At 64.5% G+C, this 14,976-nt stretch carries 8 protein-coding genes; 6 read left to right on the top strand and 2 right to left on the bottom strand.

What is annotated here, in order from left to right:
- The first annotated feature begins 15 nt into the window (after positions 1-15).
- The 6 genes from X760_RS42260 to X760_RS42235 all read left to right on the top strand — a co-directional run bounded on the left by X760_RS42260 (position 16) and on the right by X760_RS42235 (position 9,944).
- Positions 16-1,269 carry a sarcosine oxidase subunit beta family protein gene (locus tag X760_RS42260; protein WP_023716761.1) on the top strand — a complete coding sequence of 418 codons (1,254 nt, stop codon included), beginning with the start codon at positions 16-18 and terminating at the stop codon, positions 1,267-1,269.
- 17 nt (positions 1,270-1,286) lie between these two features.
- Entirely contained in the window at positions 1,287-1,562 is a 276-nt protein-coding gene (locus X760_RS42255) for a sarcosine oxidase subunit delta (RefSeq protein ID WP_023716760.1), read from the top strand.
- Complete coding sequence (locus X760_RS42250) at positions 1,562-4,546, top strand: sarcosine oxidase subunit alpha (protein ID WP_023716759.1); 2,985 nt, start codon at positions 1,562-1,564, stop codon at positions 4,544-4,546. The genes X760_RS42255 and X760_RS42250 overlap by 1 nt, the downstream gene beginning before the upstream one ends.
- A complete protein-coding gene (locus X760_RS42245; RefSeq protein ID WP_023716758.1) occupies positions 4,539-5,168 on the top strand; it encodes a sarcosine oxidase subunit gamma family protein in 630 nt (209 codons plus the stop codon). The genes X760_RS42250 and X760_RS42245 overlap by 8 nt, the downstream gene beginning before the upstream one ends.
- 301 nt (positions 5,169-5,469) lie before the next feature.
- Positions 5,470-7,839 (top strand): aminomethyltransferase family protein, encoded by a 2,370-nt coding sequence (locus X760_RS42240; RefSeq protein WP_023716757.1) that lies wholly within the window; start codon positions 5,470-5,472, stop codon positions 7,837-7,839.
- A 395-nt stretch (positions 7,840-8,234) separates the two neighbouring features.
- Positions 8,235-9,944: an APC family permease gene (locus X760_RS42235; RefSeq protein WP_023716756.1), complete on the top strand. Its 1,710-nt coding sequence runs from the start codon at positions 8,235-8,237 to the stop codon at positions 9,942-9,944.
- Between the two features lie 258 nt (positions 9,945-10,202).
- Here the strand turns inward: X760_RS42235 and X760_RS42230 are convergent, their stop codons facing one another.
- Positions 10,203-11,690, bottom strand: coding sequence for an aldehyde dehydrogenase family protein (locus tag X760_RS42230; RefSeq protein WP_023716755.1), 1,488 nt, complete (start codon positions 11,688-11,690; stop codon positions 10,203-10,205).
- Positions 11,691-11,760: 70 nt separating this feature from the next.
- Positions 11,761-14,895, bottom strand: a complete 3,135-nt coding sequence (locus X760_RS42225) for an efflux RND transporter permease subunit (RefSeq protein ID WP_023716754.1) — start codon at positions 14,893-14,895, stop codon at positions 11,761-11,763.
- Positions 14,896-14,976: the final 81 nt, after the last annotated feature.

The raw sequence follows: 14,976 nt of genomic DNA, 5'->3' as shown, positions 1-14,976 counted from the left end.
GCGCGAAACAGGTTCATGAAATACTCGATCTTCTCCCTCGCCCGGGCGGCATTTTCCGGCCATAAGAACTGGCAGCGTACCTGGCGCGACGCCAGCCCGAAGAGCCACTACGACGTGGTGATTATCGGCGGCGGCGGCCATGGACTGGCGACGGCATGGTTCCTCGCCAGCGAGTACGGCATCAGGAATGTCGCGGTGCTGGAAAAAGGCTGGATCGGCTCCGGCAATGCCGGCCGCAACACCACCATCATCCGCTCCAATTACGGGCTGCCCGGCAATACCGGCTTCTACGAGCTGTCGATGAAGCTGTGGGAACGGATGGAGCAGGACCTCAACTACAACACCATGGTCAGCCAGCGCGGCGTCATCAATCTCTACCATTCCGACGCGCAGCGCGACGCCTACGCACGGCGCGGCAACACCATGCGCATCAACGGCATCGATGCCGAACTGCTCGATCTGACGGCGGTCAGGAAGATGATGCCCTTCCTGAACTTCGACAACGCACGTTTCCCGGTGCAGGGCGGCCTCTTGCAGCGACGCGGCGGCACGGCACGACACGATGCCGTGGTCTGGGGCTACGCGCATGCGGCGAGCGCGCTCGGCGTCGACATCATCCAGAATTGCGAAGTGACCGGCTTTATCCGCGACGGCAGCGGCAAGGTGACCGGCGTCGAGACGAGCCGCGGCAGGATCGGCGCGGCCAAGGTCGGCATGGCGGTCGCCGGCTCCTCGTCGCGCGTCGCGGCGATGGCCGGCATGCGGCTGCCGATCGAAAGCCATGTGCTGCAGGCCTTCGTCTCCGAGGCGATCAAGCCGCTGATCCCCAATGTCATGACGTTCGGCGCCGGGCATTTCTACGTCAGCCAGTCCGACAAGGGCGGCCTGGTCTTCGGCGGCGATATAGACGGCTACAATTCCTACGCCCAGCGCGGCAATCTGCCTGTCATGGAAGACGTCTGCGAAGGCGGCATGGCGCTGATGCCGATGATCGGCCGGATACGGCTTCTGCGTCAGTGGGGCGGCATCATGGACATGTCGATGGACGGCTCGCCGATCATCGACAAAACACCGGTCGACGGGCTCTATCTCAACGCCGGCTGGTGCTATGGCGGCTTCAAGGCGACGCCCGGCTCCGGCCTGGTCTTTGCCCATCTGCTGGCGCGCGACGAGCCGCACAAGGAGGCTACTCGCTTTCGTCTCGACCGCTTCCGGCGAGGTGCGATGATCGACGAAAAGGGCCAGGGCGCCCAACCGAACCTGCATTGAAGGCTGGCTGAAGAAGCATGCGCATTGTCTGTCCCTTCTGCGGCGAACGCGAACTCGGCGAGTTCACCTATCTGGGCGACGCCAGGCCGGTGCGTCCGGCGGCCGGCTCCTCCGAAGACGAGGTCTTCGACTATGTCTATCTGCGCGACAATGTCGCCGGGCCGATGAGCGAATACTGGTATCATGGCGGCGGCTGCCGGGCCTGGCTGAAGGTCGCCCGCAACACGCTGACGCACGAGATTTCGTCGGTCGAGCCGGCTGCGGGCGTTGGCGCCGCCAAGGTGGGCGCCTGATGGTTGGCCCTGCGCAGACACACCGGCTGGAGAGCGGCGGTCTCATCGATCGCGCCGCGCCGCTGAGCTTCCGCTTCGACGGCAAGAGCTTTGCCGGCTTCCAAGGCGACACGCTGGCCTCGGCGCTGATTGCCAATGGCGTCAAGTTGATCGGCCGATCGTTCAAATACCATCGCCCGCGCGGCATCCTGACCGCCGGGTCGGAGGAGCCCAACGCGCTGGTCGAACTGCGCAGCGGAGCGCGGCGCGAGCCGAACACCAAGGCGACCACGGCCGAACTTTACGACGGGCTCGAGGCCGCCAGCCAGAACCGCTGGCCGTCGCTGCGCCACGATCTGATGGCGGTCAACCAGCTGTTTGCGCCGATCTTCGTCGCCGGCTTCTACTACAAGACCTTCATGTGGCCGGCGAAATTCTGGGAAGCGGTCTACGAACCGGCGATCCGCCGAGCCGCCGGTCTCGGCCGCGCCGCCGGCGTCGCCGATCCCGACCATTACGACAAGGCGTGGGCGCATTGCGACGTGCTGATCGCCGGCTCTGGCCCGGCCGGGCTCGCGGCGGCATTGGCGGCCGGGCGCAGCGGCGCCCGTGTCATCCTGTGCGAGGAAGATTTTGCGTTCGGCGGCCGTCTGCTTGCCGACGGCGGCACCATCGACAGCCTGCCGGCGGCCGAATGGATTTCGCGCACGCTGGCCGAACTCGCAGCACTCCCCGATATCCGCATCATGAACCGCACGACATTGTTCGGCGTCTATGATGGCGGCACCTATGGCGCGATCGAGCGGGTCAATGACCACCTGCCCTCCCCGCCAGAGCACCAAGTGCGCCAAAGGCTATGGCGGATCGTGGCTAGGCGCTGCGTCGTTGCCGCCGGCGCCATCGAGCGGCCGATCGTGTTTGCCGGCAACGACACGCCCGGCGTGATGATGGCTTCGGCGATGCGGACCTATGTCGCGCGCTACGCGGCGGCGCCGGCAAAGAGGATCGCGCTGTCCACCAACAATGCGGATGGCTGGCGCACGGTCGAGACCGCGCTCGCCGCCGGATTGCAGATCGCGGCGGTCGTCGATGCGCGCCCGGACGTCTCCGCCGCACATCGCGCGCTCGCCGCCAAGGCCGGCTTTCCGGTGCTCAGCGGCTCGGTCAACGGGGTCGAAGGCGGCAAGGCCGGCGTCCGGAAAATCGCGATCTCGCTGACCGGCGGCGCACGGGCGGAAGTCGAAGCCGACGGGCTTGCCGTCTCCGGCGGCTGGAATCCGGCGGTCGGGCTGACCTCCTACCATCGCGGCCGGCCGAAATGGCAGGACGACATCGCAGCCTTCGTCCCGGACGGTGCGCCTCCGGGCATGATGGCCGCAGGCGCCGCCAACGGCGCCTTCGGGCTGGGCGACTGCCTGCGCCAGGGCTTTGCCGCAGGAGCGGCGGCAGCACAGAGTGCCGGGCGCAGCGGCAATGCCGGCACGCCGCCGGTCGCCGACGATGAGGCGTTTTCGCTGACGTCGCTCTGGCATGTCGCCGGCAAGGGCAAAGCCTTTGTCGACTACCAGCACGATGTCACGGCGTCCGACATCGAACTGGCGCAGCGCGAGGGTTTCGAATCGGTCGAGCATCTGAAGCGCTATACGACGCTCGGCATGGCCACCGACCAGGGCAAGACCTCGAACGTCGCCGGCCTCGCCATCATGGCTACGTTGTCAGGCAAATCCATTCCCGAGACCGGCACGACGATCTACCGCCCGCCCTATGTGCCGGTCGCTATCGGCGCCTTCGCCGGCCATCATCGCGACGAGAACTTCCATGCGACGAGGCTGACGCCGTCGCATCACTGGGCAGCCGAACAGGGCGCGGTGTTCGTCGACACCGGCCTGTGGAAGCGCGCGCAATGGTATCCGCGCGCCGGCGAAAAGGACTGGCTGGAATCGGTGACGCGCGAGGTCAAGGCGGTGCGCTCCGGCGTCGGCTTCTGCGACGTCTCGACGCTCGGCAAGATCGACGTGCACGGCCCGGACGCCGGCGCTTTCCTCGACCGCGTCTACATCAACACCTTCTCCAGTCTTGCCGTGGGAAAAGCCCGCTACGGGCTGATGCTGCGCGAGGACGGCATCGTCTATGACGACGGCACCACCTCGCGGCTGGCCGAGGACCATTATTTCCTGACCACCACCACCGCCAAGGCCGGGCTGGTGATGCAGCATCTCGAATTCTGCCGGCAGGTGCTATTTCCTGAGCTCGACGTCCAGCTCACCTCCGTCTCTGACCAGTGGGCGCAATTCTCGATCGCTGGACCTAGGACCCGGGACCTGCTCCGGGAAATCGTCGATCCGGCCGAGGATCTGTCGAATGAAGGTTTTCCGTTCATGGGGGCGCGCGAGGTATCGCTTCGCGGCGGCACCAGGGCACGGCTGTTCCGCATCTCGTTCTCCGGTGAGATGGCGTTCGAGATTTCGGTTCCCGCCCGTTACGGCGACGCGCTGGTGCGCAATTTGATGCTGGCCGGGAAGCCATTCGGCGTTACGCCCTACGGCACCGAGGCGCTCGGCGTCATGCGCATCGAAAAGGGCCATGTCGCCGGGCCGGAGCTGAACGGCACGACGACGGCCGCCGACCTAGGCCTCGGCAAGATGATGTCGACCAAGAAGGATTTTATCGGCCGCGTCATGGCCGGGCGCGAGGCGCTGGTCGCCCCGGACCGGCAGGTCGTGGTCGGCATCAAGCCGACGGATAAGGCAAGCCGCCTGCGTTCCGGCGCGCATATCATTCCGAAGGACAAGACACCCGGTCCCGACAACGACCAGGGCTACGTCACCTCGGTCTGCTTCTCGCCGACGCTCGACCAGTGGATCGGGCTTGGCCTGGTCGAATGCGGCCGCGAGCGCATCGGCGAGATCGTCCATACGCATGACCCGCTGCGCGGCGAAGACTACGATGTCGAGCTGTGCAGCCCGGTCTTCTACGATCCGGATGGAGGGCGCCAGCGTGGCTGAGTTTTCCTGGATTGCCCGCAGTCCGCTGGAGCACGCGCTCGTCGTCGGCGCCCATGGCGCGCGCGGCACCGAGGCCGGCGTTTGGCTGACGGAAATCCGCAATTTCGACCTGATCCAGGTGATGGCGCGGCGCGGCAAAACGGCGGAGCTGGCAAAAGCTGCCCAGGCCCGTTTCGGCGTTGCCGCACCGGAAACGCCCAAGGCGGTCCGAGTTCCCGACGCTACGCTGATCTGGTCGGGACCGGATCAGTTCCTCGTCCTGTCCAATGCCGGCAAGCACGCGATCGAACCGCTGAGCCAGGCGTTCTCGCAATCCGCCTCGCTATCGGACCAGTCGCATGCGCGCGTCCTGATCAGCGTTTCGGGAGAAAAAGCGCGCTCGATGCTGGCCAAATTGTCTTCACTAGACCTGCACCCGGCGGCATTTCCGGTCGGCACCGCCGCCGCAACATCGGTCGATCACACCAGCATCAATCTCTGGCGCGGCAATGACTGGCCGGATGGACAGGCGGTGTTCAATCTCCTGGTGTTCGCGACGTTTGCCGGGAGCCTGTGGCACACGATGCTCGATGCCGCCGCGGAGTATGGCGTCGATATCCGGCATTCCGAGGAATTGGCATAGCCTTGGCGCGTCTTCCCTTCTCCCCTTGTGGGGTCCGAAGGACGGGACGAGACCCGTGGCTCGCCCAGGGCGGTGGATCGGCGCGCAGCGCCGAGACGGATGAGGGGTGTTCCAGCGGAGTGAGAGGCTGGCGTTCCCTGGAACACCCCTCATCCGTCGCCTTCGGCGACACCTTCTCTCCAAGGGGAGAAGGGGGAGCTTGTGCCACCTTCACCTTGCCAACTCCGGCTCTTCTGCCCTATTCTTCCCGCTAAAATAATTTCACGCACAGGCAAACTTGTTTCTCGAAACCAGGGTTGAGATGAGCCAGTCGCCCTACCCCGTAATCGCCGCCGGACCGCCCCGGCCGAGTCTGATCCTGCGGCCAGGCCAGATCGCGCTGCCGGCCGGGATGGAGCGCTATTCGGTTCAGGGCAATGGCGCGGTGCTGATCGAGGTCGAGGCCGGCGACAGCATCACTGTGCGCAATATCGAGGGCGGGCAGGCCTGCGAGCTGCTGGTATGGGACAGCACCGGCGTAACCGATCCCGGTATTCTCGGCGAAAAATCGAACAGCAATGCCGCCGGCATTAAGGCGCTGCTGGCCGATAGCGACGATAGCCTCGCTTCCTTGCGCCGAGGCCTCGAACGTCGCCAGGTACAGCTAGATCAGGCAAAGGCGGTCCGCGTCTTCGGCGGCTCCACCCCTGCCGGCACCGAACAGAGCTTTGCGATCGCCCGCGACGGCTCGATGCTCGTCGCTGCACCCGGCGGTCCGATGCTGGTCGACGGCCACGATACCGCAACGCCGCTCAGCGTCATCCTGCGCCGCGCCACGATCCGTCCAGCTGCGAAGTCGCGGCTTGCCGACCCGCTGGCCGATCCGGTGCTCGATCTGCGCGTCCATTCGGCGACGGCGGAAGCCTATTTCGTCAAAGCCGGCGACTATCTGCAGATCATCGATGTCGACGGGCGCCAATGCACCGACTTCCAGTGCTTTTCGGCGCGCAAGCTGGACAAGGGCCGCGATCATCCGCTCGACGTGACGACGACGCGCACGCTGATGGGTTCGAGCTATCCGATGCCCGGGCTGCACTCGAAATATTATGACCAGGACATGGAGCCGCTGGTCGAGGTTATCCAGGACACTTGCGGCCGCCACGATGCATTCGCGCTCGCCTGCGCTGCCAAATATTACGACGACATCGGCTATCCCGGCCATCCCAACTGCTCGGAGAATTTCAACCGCGCGCTGGCCGACAAGGGCGTGACGCCCCGCGCCGGCTGGATGGCGATCAACTTCTTCTTCAACACGGCCATCGACGCGTATGGCGTCGTGGTTTCCGACGAGCCGTGGTCGCGGCCGGGCGACTATGTGCTGCTGCGGGCGCTGACCGACATCGTCTGCGTCTCGTCCGCCTGCCCCGACGATACGACGCCGGCCAATGGCTGGAACCCGACCGACATCCATGTGCGGACCTATTCCGGCCAGCACAAATTCTCGCGAGCGATCGCCAGACGCATGACGCCCGATTCGGAACCGAAAATGACCCGCGAGACCGCCTTTCATTCGAGCTTTGCCAAGCACACCCGCAACTTCGTCGAGTACAAGGGTTATTGGCTGGCCAATTCCTTCGCCAAGCAAGGCCCGATCGGCGAATACTGGGCCTGCCGGCAGGATGCAGTGATCATGGACCTGTCGCCGCTGCGCAAGTTCGAGATCACCGGCCCGGATTCGGAAGCGCTGCTGCAATACACGCTGACCCGCGACATCAGGAAGCTCGGCGTCGGCCAGGTCGTCTATTCCGCCATGTGCTACGAGCATGGCGGCATGATCGACGACGGCACGCTGCTTCGGCTCGGCAAGGATAATTTCCGCTGGGTTGGCGGCGACGATCTATTCGGCGAATGGCTGCGCGAAACGGCGACGAAACTCGGCCTTACCGTGCTGGTGCGTTCATCGACCGACCAGATGCACAATGTCGCCGTGCAGGGACCGAAAAGCCGCGACATTCTCAGGCAGATCATCTGGACCTCGCCGCTGCAGCCGTCGATCGACGAGCTCGAGTGGTTCCGCTTTGCCGTCGCCCGCATCGGCGGCGGCAACGGCATTCCCGTCGTTGTCTCGCGCACCGGCTACACCGGCGAGCTCGGCTACGAGATCTGGTGCCATCCGCGCGACGCGGAAAAGGTGTTCGACGCCATCTGGGAGGCTGGCCAGCCGCACGGCCTGAAGCCGATGGGACTGCAGGCGCTCGACATGGTGCGCATCGAGGCCGGGCTGATCTTTGCCGGCTACGAGTTCTCCGACCAGACCGATCCGTTCGAGGCCGGCATCGGCTTCACCGTGCCGCTGAAGACCAAGAGCGACGATTTCATCGGCCGCGAGGCGCTGATCCGACGCAAGGAAAATCCGCAGAAGAAGCTGGTCGGCCTCGACATCGACGCCAATGTCGCGGTCGGCCACGGCGATTGCGTGCATGTCGGTCGCGCCCAGATCGGCGTCGTCACCTCCGGCATGCGCTCGCCAGTGCTGAACAAGACCATCGCGCTGGCCAGGCTCGACGTCACCCATTCGGCGATCGGCACCGAGGTCGAGATCGGCAAGCTCGACGGCCACAGCAAGCGGCTGCCGGCGCGCGTCGTCGCCATTGCCCACTACGATCCGCAGAAGACCAGGCCGCGCTCCTGATCGACGCTGCCCGGTTCTTCCCTTCTCCCCTTGTGGGAGAAGGTGGATCGGCGCGCAGCGCCGAGACGGTTGAGGCGCGCTGGACGAAGTGCGGTTTTGCCAAGCTGGAACACCCCTCATCCGACCGAGCTACGCTCGGCCACCTTCTCCCACAAGGGGAGAAGGAAAGACCGCACCCGTTGGCAGCGCCAACGAAGCTCGACTGTTTCACACGCGCAATGTGCACAGCGTCACAAACCGCTTGACGTGAAAGCGCGTTGGGTCAATCTTCACTGCTAAGAATAAAATACTACTGAGCGGAAAACGCCTGGGCAGTTCAACGTGAGCGTCGATGACGCCTCGCGAGATTGCGGCTGTTGCCGATGGGGAACATCAAAAATGGGGAATCCACGTAAATGAGCACGATAGTCACCACCTTGGTGCCGCCTGCCGAAGGGCAGCTGCACCGGAACATCGATTGGCGCGGCGCCTTTTGGGTGGCAAGCGGCGTTCCGGCCCTTGTCCTGTTTTCGATCGGCGGCATTGCCGGCACCACCGGAACGCTGGCCTTCATGATCTGGACCGCATCCATGATCATGGGCTTCCTGCAATCCTTCACCTATGCGGAAATCGCCGGCCTGTTCCCGAACAAGTCCGGCGGCGCCTCGATCTATGGCGCCACCGCGTGGCTGCGCTATTCGAAATTCATCGCGCCGCTTTCGGTGTGGTGCAACTGGTTCGCCTGGTCGCCGGTGCTGTCGCTCGGCTGCTCGATCGCCGCCGCCTATATCCTCAACGCGCTGGCGCCGGTGCCGCTGTTCACCGACACTTCGCCGGAGGTCGCCGCCTATATCGCGGCCCATGCCGGAACCAGCGCCGCCGACGCCATCACCGCGGTCACCGCGGCGGCGACGCCGGCGATCCGCAACTGGACGCTCTACGGTCACACGCTTGGTCCGGTTTCCTTCACCTTCAACGCCACCTTCTTCATCGGCGCGGTGCTGATGCTGATCATCTTCTCGATCCAGCATCGCGGCATCTTGGGCACGGCCAATGTGCAGAAATATATCGGCCTGCTGGTTATCATCCCGATGCTCATCGTCGGCGTGGTGCCGATCGTCACCGGCCAGATCAACTGGGCGAATTTCTCCCCGCTGGTGCCGCTCGCGGCAGCCTATGCGCCGGAGCCCGGTGCGTGGAACATCGCCGGCTGGACGCTGGTGCTCGGCGGCATGTTCATCGCGGCCTGGTCAACTTACGGTTTCGAGACCGCCGTCTGTTACACCTCCGAGTTCAAGAACCCCGGCACAGATACCTTCAAGGCGATCTTTTATTCCGGCCTGTTGTGCATGCTGCTGTTCATCCTGGTGCCATTCACCTTTCAGGGCGTGCTCGGCTTGAACGGCATGCTGGCGACGCCGATCGTCGACGGCTCCGGCGTTGCCGACGCGCTGGCCGGCATGGTCGGCGGCGGACAGTTGATCCACAGCCTGCTGGTGATGCTGATGATCCTGGCGCTGGTGCTCTGCATCATGACGGCGATGGCCGGCTCCTCGCGCACGCTCTACCAGGGTTCGGTCGATGGCTGGCTGCCGCGCTACCTCAGCCATGTCAACGAGCACGGCGCGCCGACGCGGGCGATGTGGACGGACCTGATCTTCAACCTGATCGTGCTGGCCATCGCCTCGGCCGACGCGACGAGCTTCTTCTTCATCCTGGCGGTGTCGAATTGCGGCTACATCATCTTCAATTTCCTCAACCTCAACGCCGGCTGGATCCACCGCATCGACAATGGCCACATCGCGCGGCCTTGGAAGGCGCCGAGCTGGCTGCTCGGCCTCGGCGCGATCTTTGCCTATGTCAACGCGGTCTTCATGGGCGCCGGAGCCAAGGTCTGGAACCCGATGGCATTGTGGGCCGGGCTGATCACGGCCGCCTTGATCATCCCGGTGTTCTGCTTCCGGCACTACATCCAGGACAAAGGCAAGTTCCCCGACCACATGCTGGCCGATCTCGGCATGAACTCGTCCGACCTCGCAGTGCGAAAGGCGGGCATGCTGCCCTACCTGACGCTGATCGCCGGCGTCGCGGTGATGCTGCTCGCCAACTGGCTGTTCGTCATCTGAGGCTTGCCTTGAGAGCAATTCCAGGAAAAGGTGTGAACGGTTTTCCGGCCGGAATTGCCTCAAAACAAAAAATAGAGCGGTTCGGCGTTTCCGTGAAACGATGAACCGTTCTACGGATTGGGCGCGCGATGCGCGCTCGATCGCTTGCATTTTGTTCTTGCTTTGTGCCGGCAGCTATGCTACTAATCCCGCCATGGTGCTGATTCGCCCCGAGACCCGCCGCTGAGGCGGGTTTTTCGTTTCTGGGCCTATTCTGGCTCAATCGATCTTGATGAACACGCCCTTGGTGTTGAGATATTCGTCAAGGTGTTCGGCGCCGCCCTCGCGGCCGTAGCCGCTCATCTTGTAGCCGCCGAAGGGCACGGCCGGATCGATGGCGTGATAGGTGTTGACCCAGACCGAGCCGGCGCGGATCTTTTGCGACAGCCGGTGGGCGGTGGCGAGATTTTGGGTGAAGACCCCTGCAGCCAGGCCGTAAGGCGTGTTGTTGGCCCGCTCGACCGCCTCGTCCAGCGTATCGAACGGCAAGGCTGAAATCACCGGCCCGAAGATCTCCTCGCGGGCGATCTTCATATCGTCCGAGACGCCGGCAAAGACAGTCGGCGCGACGAAATTGCCGGCGGCAAGCGCGCCTTCCACAAGCCGGGTGCCTCCGGTGACGAGTTTCGCCCCTTCTGCAGTACCGGCCTCGAGGTAACCGGTGACCCGTTGCAACTGCTTTTCGGAGACGAGCGGGCCGATCTCGGTCGCCGGGTCGATGCCGTCGCCGACCCTGAGACCCTTGGCGTATGCCGCGAGACGCTCGATGAACTCGTCATGGACCGCGCGTTCGACGAAAAGGCGCGAACCGGCGATGCAGATCTGGCCGGAATTGGCGAACACCGACATCGCGGCCACCGGCACCGCTTTGTCGAGATCGGCATCGGCGCAGACGATGACCGGCGACTTGCCGCCAAGCTCCAGCGAGACGCGCTTGAGGTTGCCGGCCGAGGCGCGCACGATCGACTGGCCGGTCGCCGTCGAGCCGGTGAAGACGATTTTGTCGACGCCCATGTGCTCGGCGAGTGCGGCGCCCGCCTCGGTGCCGGTGCCGGTGACGATGTTGACGACGCCTTCCGGGACGCCGGCCTCGTTCATGATGTCGGCGATCAGCAGTGGCGTCAGCGGCGCCTCTTCCGATGGTTTCAGCACGATGGTACAGCCGGTCGCCAGCGCCGGGCCAATTTTCCAGATCGACGCGGCGGTCGGCGCGTTCCAGGGAATGATGGCGCCGACGACGCCGACCGCCTCCTTGCGGGTGAAGGAGACGATTTCGCCGGGCAGCGAGTTCTCGATCGTCTCGCCGTGCAGCGCCGTCGCCATGCCGGCATAATAGCGCAGCATGCCGATGACGCGGTTGCGATTGGCGCGGGTGCGCACGATCGGCATACCCATGTCGGTGGTGTCGGAGAGGCTGATCTCTTCCCAGTTCTTTTCGAAGAGATCGGCGATCCTCAGCAGCAGTACCTGCCGCTCGTAAGGTTTGAGCCGGCTCCACGGTCCCTCGAACGCCTTGCGGGCGGCAGTCACCGCCAAGTCGATGTCGAGGCGGTCGCCGCGCGGCACCGTGGCGATGACCGCGCCGGTGGCAGGATTGCGGGTCTCCATGGTCCGGCCGGAGCGGGCATCGACCCAGCCACCGCCGATGAACATCTGGCGATGGCGTCCGTCGATCGGCAGCCGCAGCGGTGCCTGAGCTATGGTCATGACGGTCCTCCTCCGGCACCTACGCCTGGTGGGCGGATTAAACCGCCGGAGGTCACATTTGCCAACAGCTCTATTCGGCCGCCAGGGCCAGTTGCGGCCTTTCGTTCTTTTCTTCCGTCTCGGCCGGCTGCTCCACCACCTTCTTGGGCTCCCGGCCGAAGAACAGCGCGTAGGCTGCCGGCAGGACAAGGATGGTCAGCACCGTGGCGACCAGGATGCCGCCCATCATGGCATAGGCGAGCGGCCCCCAGAAGACGCCGCGCGAGATCGGGATCAGCGCCAGCACCGCCGTCAGCGCCGTCAGCACGATCGGCCGGAACCGGCGAACGGCCGAGCCGATGATGGCCTCGGAGCGCTCCACGCCGGCGGCGATGTCCTGGTCGATCTGATCGACCAGGATGATCGAGTTTCGCATGATGATGCCGAGCAGGGCGATAACACCGAGGATGGCGACGAAGCCGAACGGCGCACCGCTGATCAAAAGTGCCGCCGCCGCACCGATGATGCCGAGCGGACCGGTCGCCAGCACCAGCATCGCCTTCCCGAAATGCTGCAGCTGGATCATCAGCAGCACGACGATGACCGCCAGCATGACTGGAGCTTTCGCCGCAATCGAGGCCTGGCTTTCGGCCGCATCCTCGGCGCCGCCCTGGATCTCGATCTTGTAGCCGGGTGCGAGGCCGGCGCGCAGGCCCGACATCTCGCCATACATTTTCATGGCGACATCGTTCGGCTGCACGCCATCCGGCAGCGTGGCGCGTACGCTGATGGTCGGCAAGCGGTCGCGCCGCCATTCGACGCCTTGCTCCAGCACCGGGACAATCTTGGCGACCTGCGACAGCGGCACGGAGCCACCGAAATCCGTCGGGATATAGACGGAATCGACCGCCGACAGCAGGTGACGGCTTGCCTCCGGTTCGCGGGCGACGATCGAAACCGTCTCCTCGCCGTCGCGGAAGTCATCGAGCGGCGCTCCCGACATGGTCGCCTGCAGCATCTGGCGGATGCGCTGCGAGGTGACGCCGAGCGCACGGGCGCGATCCTGGTCGATCACCAGCTTCATCGCCGGCACCGGCTCCAGCCAGTCGTCGTGGATGGCACCGAGCAGCGGATTTGCCTGGAACTTCGCCTTCACCTCGTCGGCGATGCGGCGCACCTCCTGGCGATCCGGACCCATGACGCGCATCTGCACCGGCCAGCCGGTCGGCGGACCAAGGAACAGGCGGTCGACCTTGGCGCGGATCGACGGGAAATCCTCGGCCAGGATGGTGCGCAGCTTGACAATCAGCCGCTCGCGGGCCGGTTCGTCATTGGCCATCACCAGAAGCTGGGCGAAATTCGGATTGCGAAGCTGCTGGTCGAGCGGCAGGAAGAAACGCGGCGCGCCTTCGCCGATATAGGTGGCGATGAAGCGCTTGTCCTTGTCGTCCATCATCCTGGCTTCGAGCGCCTTGGCCTGTGTCTCGACTTCCTTGATGCTGGTGCCTTCCGGCAGCCAGAGGTCGACAAGGATTTCCGGGCGCGACGATTGCGGGAAGAAATTCTGCGGGATGAACTGGAACGCCCACAGGCTGGTGGCAAAGGTCATCATCGTCATCACCAGCACGATGATGCGATGGCGCACGGCCCAGGTCACGGTCGAGCGAAGGCGACGGTAGAAGCCCGTGTCGAAGACATCGTGATGGCTGCCGGCGTGCTTGCGCTGCTTCAGGATCATGTGGCCGAGCCATGGCGTGAAATAGACCGCCGCGAACCAGGACACGACCAGCGCGATACCGACGACGTAGAACAGGGTGCGCACATATTCGCCAGCCGTCGAGGCGGCGAAACCGACGGGGATGAAGCCGGCCGTGGTGATCAGCGTGCCGGTCAGCATCGGGAAGGCGGTCGAGGAATAGGCGAAGCTCGCCGCCTCGACCTTGACCAAGCCTTCCTCGAGCTTTCGCTCCATCATTTCGACGACGATCATCGCGTCGTCGACCAAGAGGCCAAGGGCGATGATCAGCGCGCCGAGCGAGATGCGCTGCAGGTCGATGCCGAGCTCGTACATGATGGCGAAGGTGGCGGCCAGGACCAGCGGAATGACGATCGCGATCACCAGACCCGAACGCCAGCCGATCGACAGGAACGAGACGACAAGCACGATCAGCAGCGCTTCACCGAGCGCTTCCATGAACTCGGCCACCGCATCCTTGACGACTTCCGGCTGGTCGGAGACCTGGTCCACCGACACGCCGTAGGGCAGCGCCTCCTCGAAGCGCTTGTAGGTCGCTTCGACGTCCTTGCCGACGTCGGTGACGTTGAAGCCCTTGGCCATGACGACGCCGAGCTGGACGCTGTCATGGCCGTTGAAGCGGTATTTGCGCTGATAAGGGTCCTCGAGGCCGGAGGTCACGGTGGCGATGTCGCCGAGGCGCGTCACCTGGTTGCCGGCCCGCAGCCGAAGCTCGCGAATGTCGGCCGCCCTGGCCACGTCGCCTTCGACCGAGATGCGCACCGAACGCTGGCCGGTGTCGACCGAACCTGCCGGGTCGACATTGTTCTGGCCCCTGATCGCATTCTGCAGGTCGGTCAGCGTCAGGCCGCGTTCGGCAAGCACCTTGGATGAAACGTCGATGTAGAGCTTTTCCGGCTGGTCGCCGATGATCACGGCTTTCTCGACGCCGGGCGTCGTCAGCAGCATGTCGCGTGCCTGGATGGCGAATTTCTTCAGCTCGGGATAGCTGTAGCCATCGCCGCTGATCGAATGCAGGGTGATGAATGTGTCGCCGAATTCGTCGTTGAAGTAGGGCCCGAGCAAGCCCTGCGGCAGTTCATTCGAGATATCGCCGACCTTCTTGCGCACCTGATAGAACGCATCCGCGACCTGCGCGGGACTGGTGTCGCCCTTGACCTGCAAGGTGATGATGGCGCTGCCGGCGCGGGTGTAGGAGCGGACGAAATCGAGATGCGGCGTTTCCTGCAGCTTGCGCTCGATCTTGTTGACGACTTGGTCCTCCATCTCCTTGATCGAGGAGCCCGGCCAGATCGCCTGGACGACCATGACGCGGAAGGTGAAATCGGGATCTTCCTTCTGGCCCATGCGCATCAGGCCGAGCGCACCGGCGACGATGATAAGCCCGAACAGGAAGCGGGCAATGCTCGGATGGCCGATTGCCCAGCGCGAAAGATTGAAAGACCGCTTTTCAGTGGTGTCGGTGGTCATCGGCGTCAGTCCGTTTCAATTTGATCAACAGAGCACGCGCTTTCGCATGCCCAAGGAACTTCCGATGTGGGCTTCCGAGCG

This window comes from Mesorhizobium sp. LSHC420B00, assembly GCF_000503055.1.
GTDB lineage: Bacteria > Pseudomonadota > Alphaproteobacteria > Rhizobiales > Rhizobiaceae > Mesorhizobium.
Note: the sequence above shows the minus strand (reverse complement) of the source record. Positions and strands in the feature narration are given on the sequence as shown.

Coding starts and splice junctions, on each gene's coding strand:
- X760_RS42260 (WP_023716761.1), top strand. CDS start 16: ATGAAATACTCGATCTTCTCCCTCGCCCGGGCGGCATTTTCCGGCCAT.
- X760_RS42230 (WP_023716755.1), bottom strand. CDS start 11,690: ATGACCATAGCTCAGGCACCGCTGCGGCTGCCGATCGACGGACGCCAT.
- X760_RS42250 (WP_023716759.1), top strand. CDS start 1,562: ATGGTTGGCCCTGCGCAGACACACCGGCTGGAGAGCGGCGGTCTCATC.
- X760_RS42225 (WP_023716754.1), bottom strand. CDS start 14,895: ATGACCACCGACACCACTGAAAAGCGGTCTTTCAATCTTTCGCGCTGG.
- X760_RS42235 (WP_023716756.1), top strand. CDS start 8,235: ATGAGCACGATAGTCACCACCTTGGTGCCGCCTGCCGAAGGGCAGCTG.
- X760_RS42255 (WP_023716760.1), top strand. CDS start 1,287: ATGCGCATTGTCTGTCCCTTCTGCGGCGAACGCGAACTCGGCGAGTTC.
- X760_RS42240 (WP_023716757.1), top strand. CDS start 5,470: ATGAGCCAGTCGCCCTACCCCGTAATCGCCGCCGGACCGCCCCGGCCG.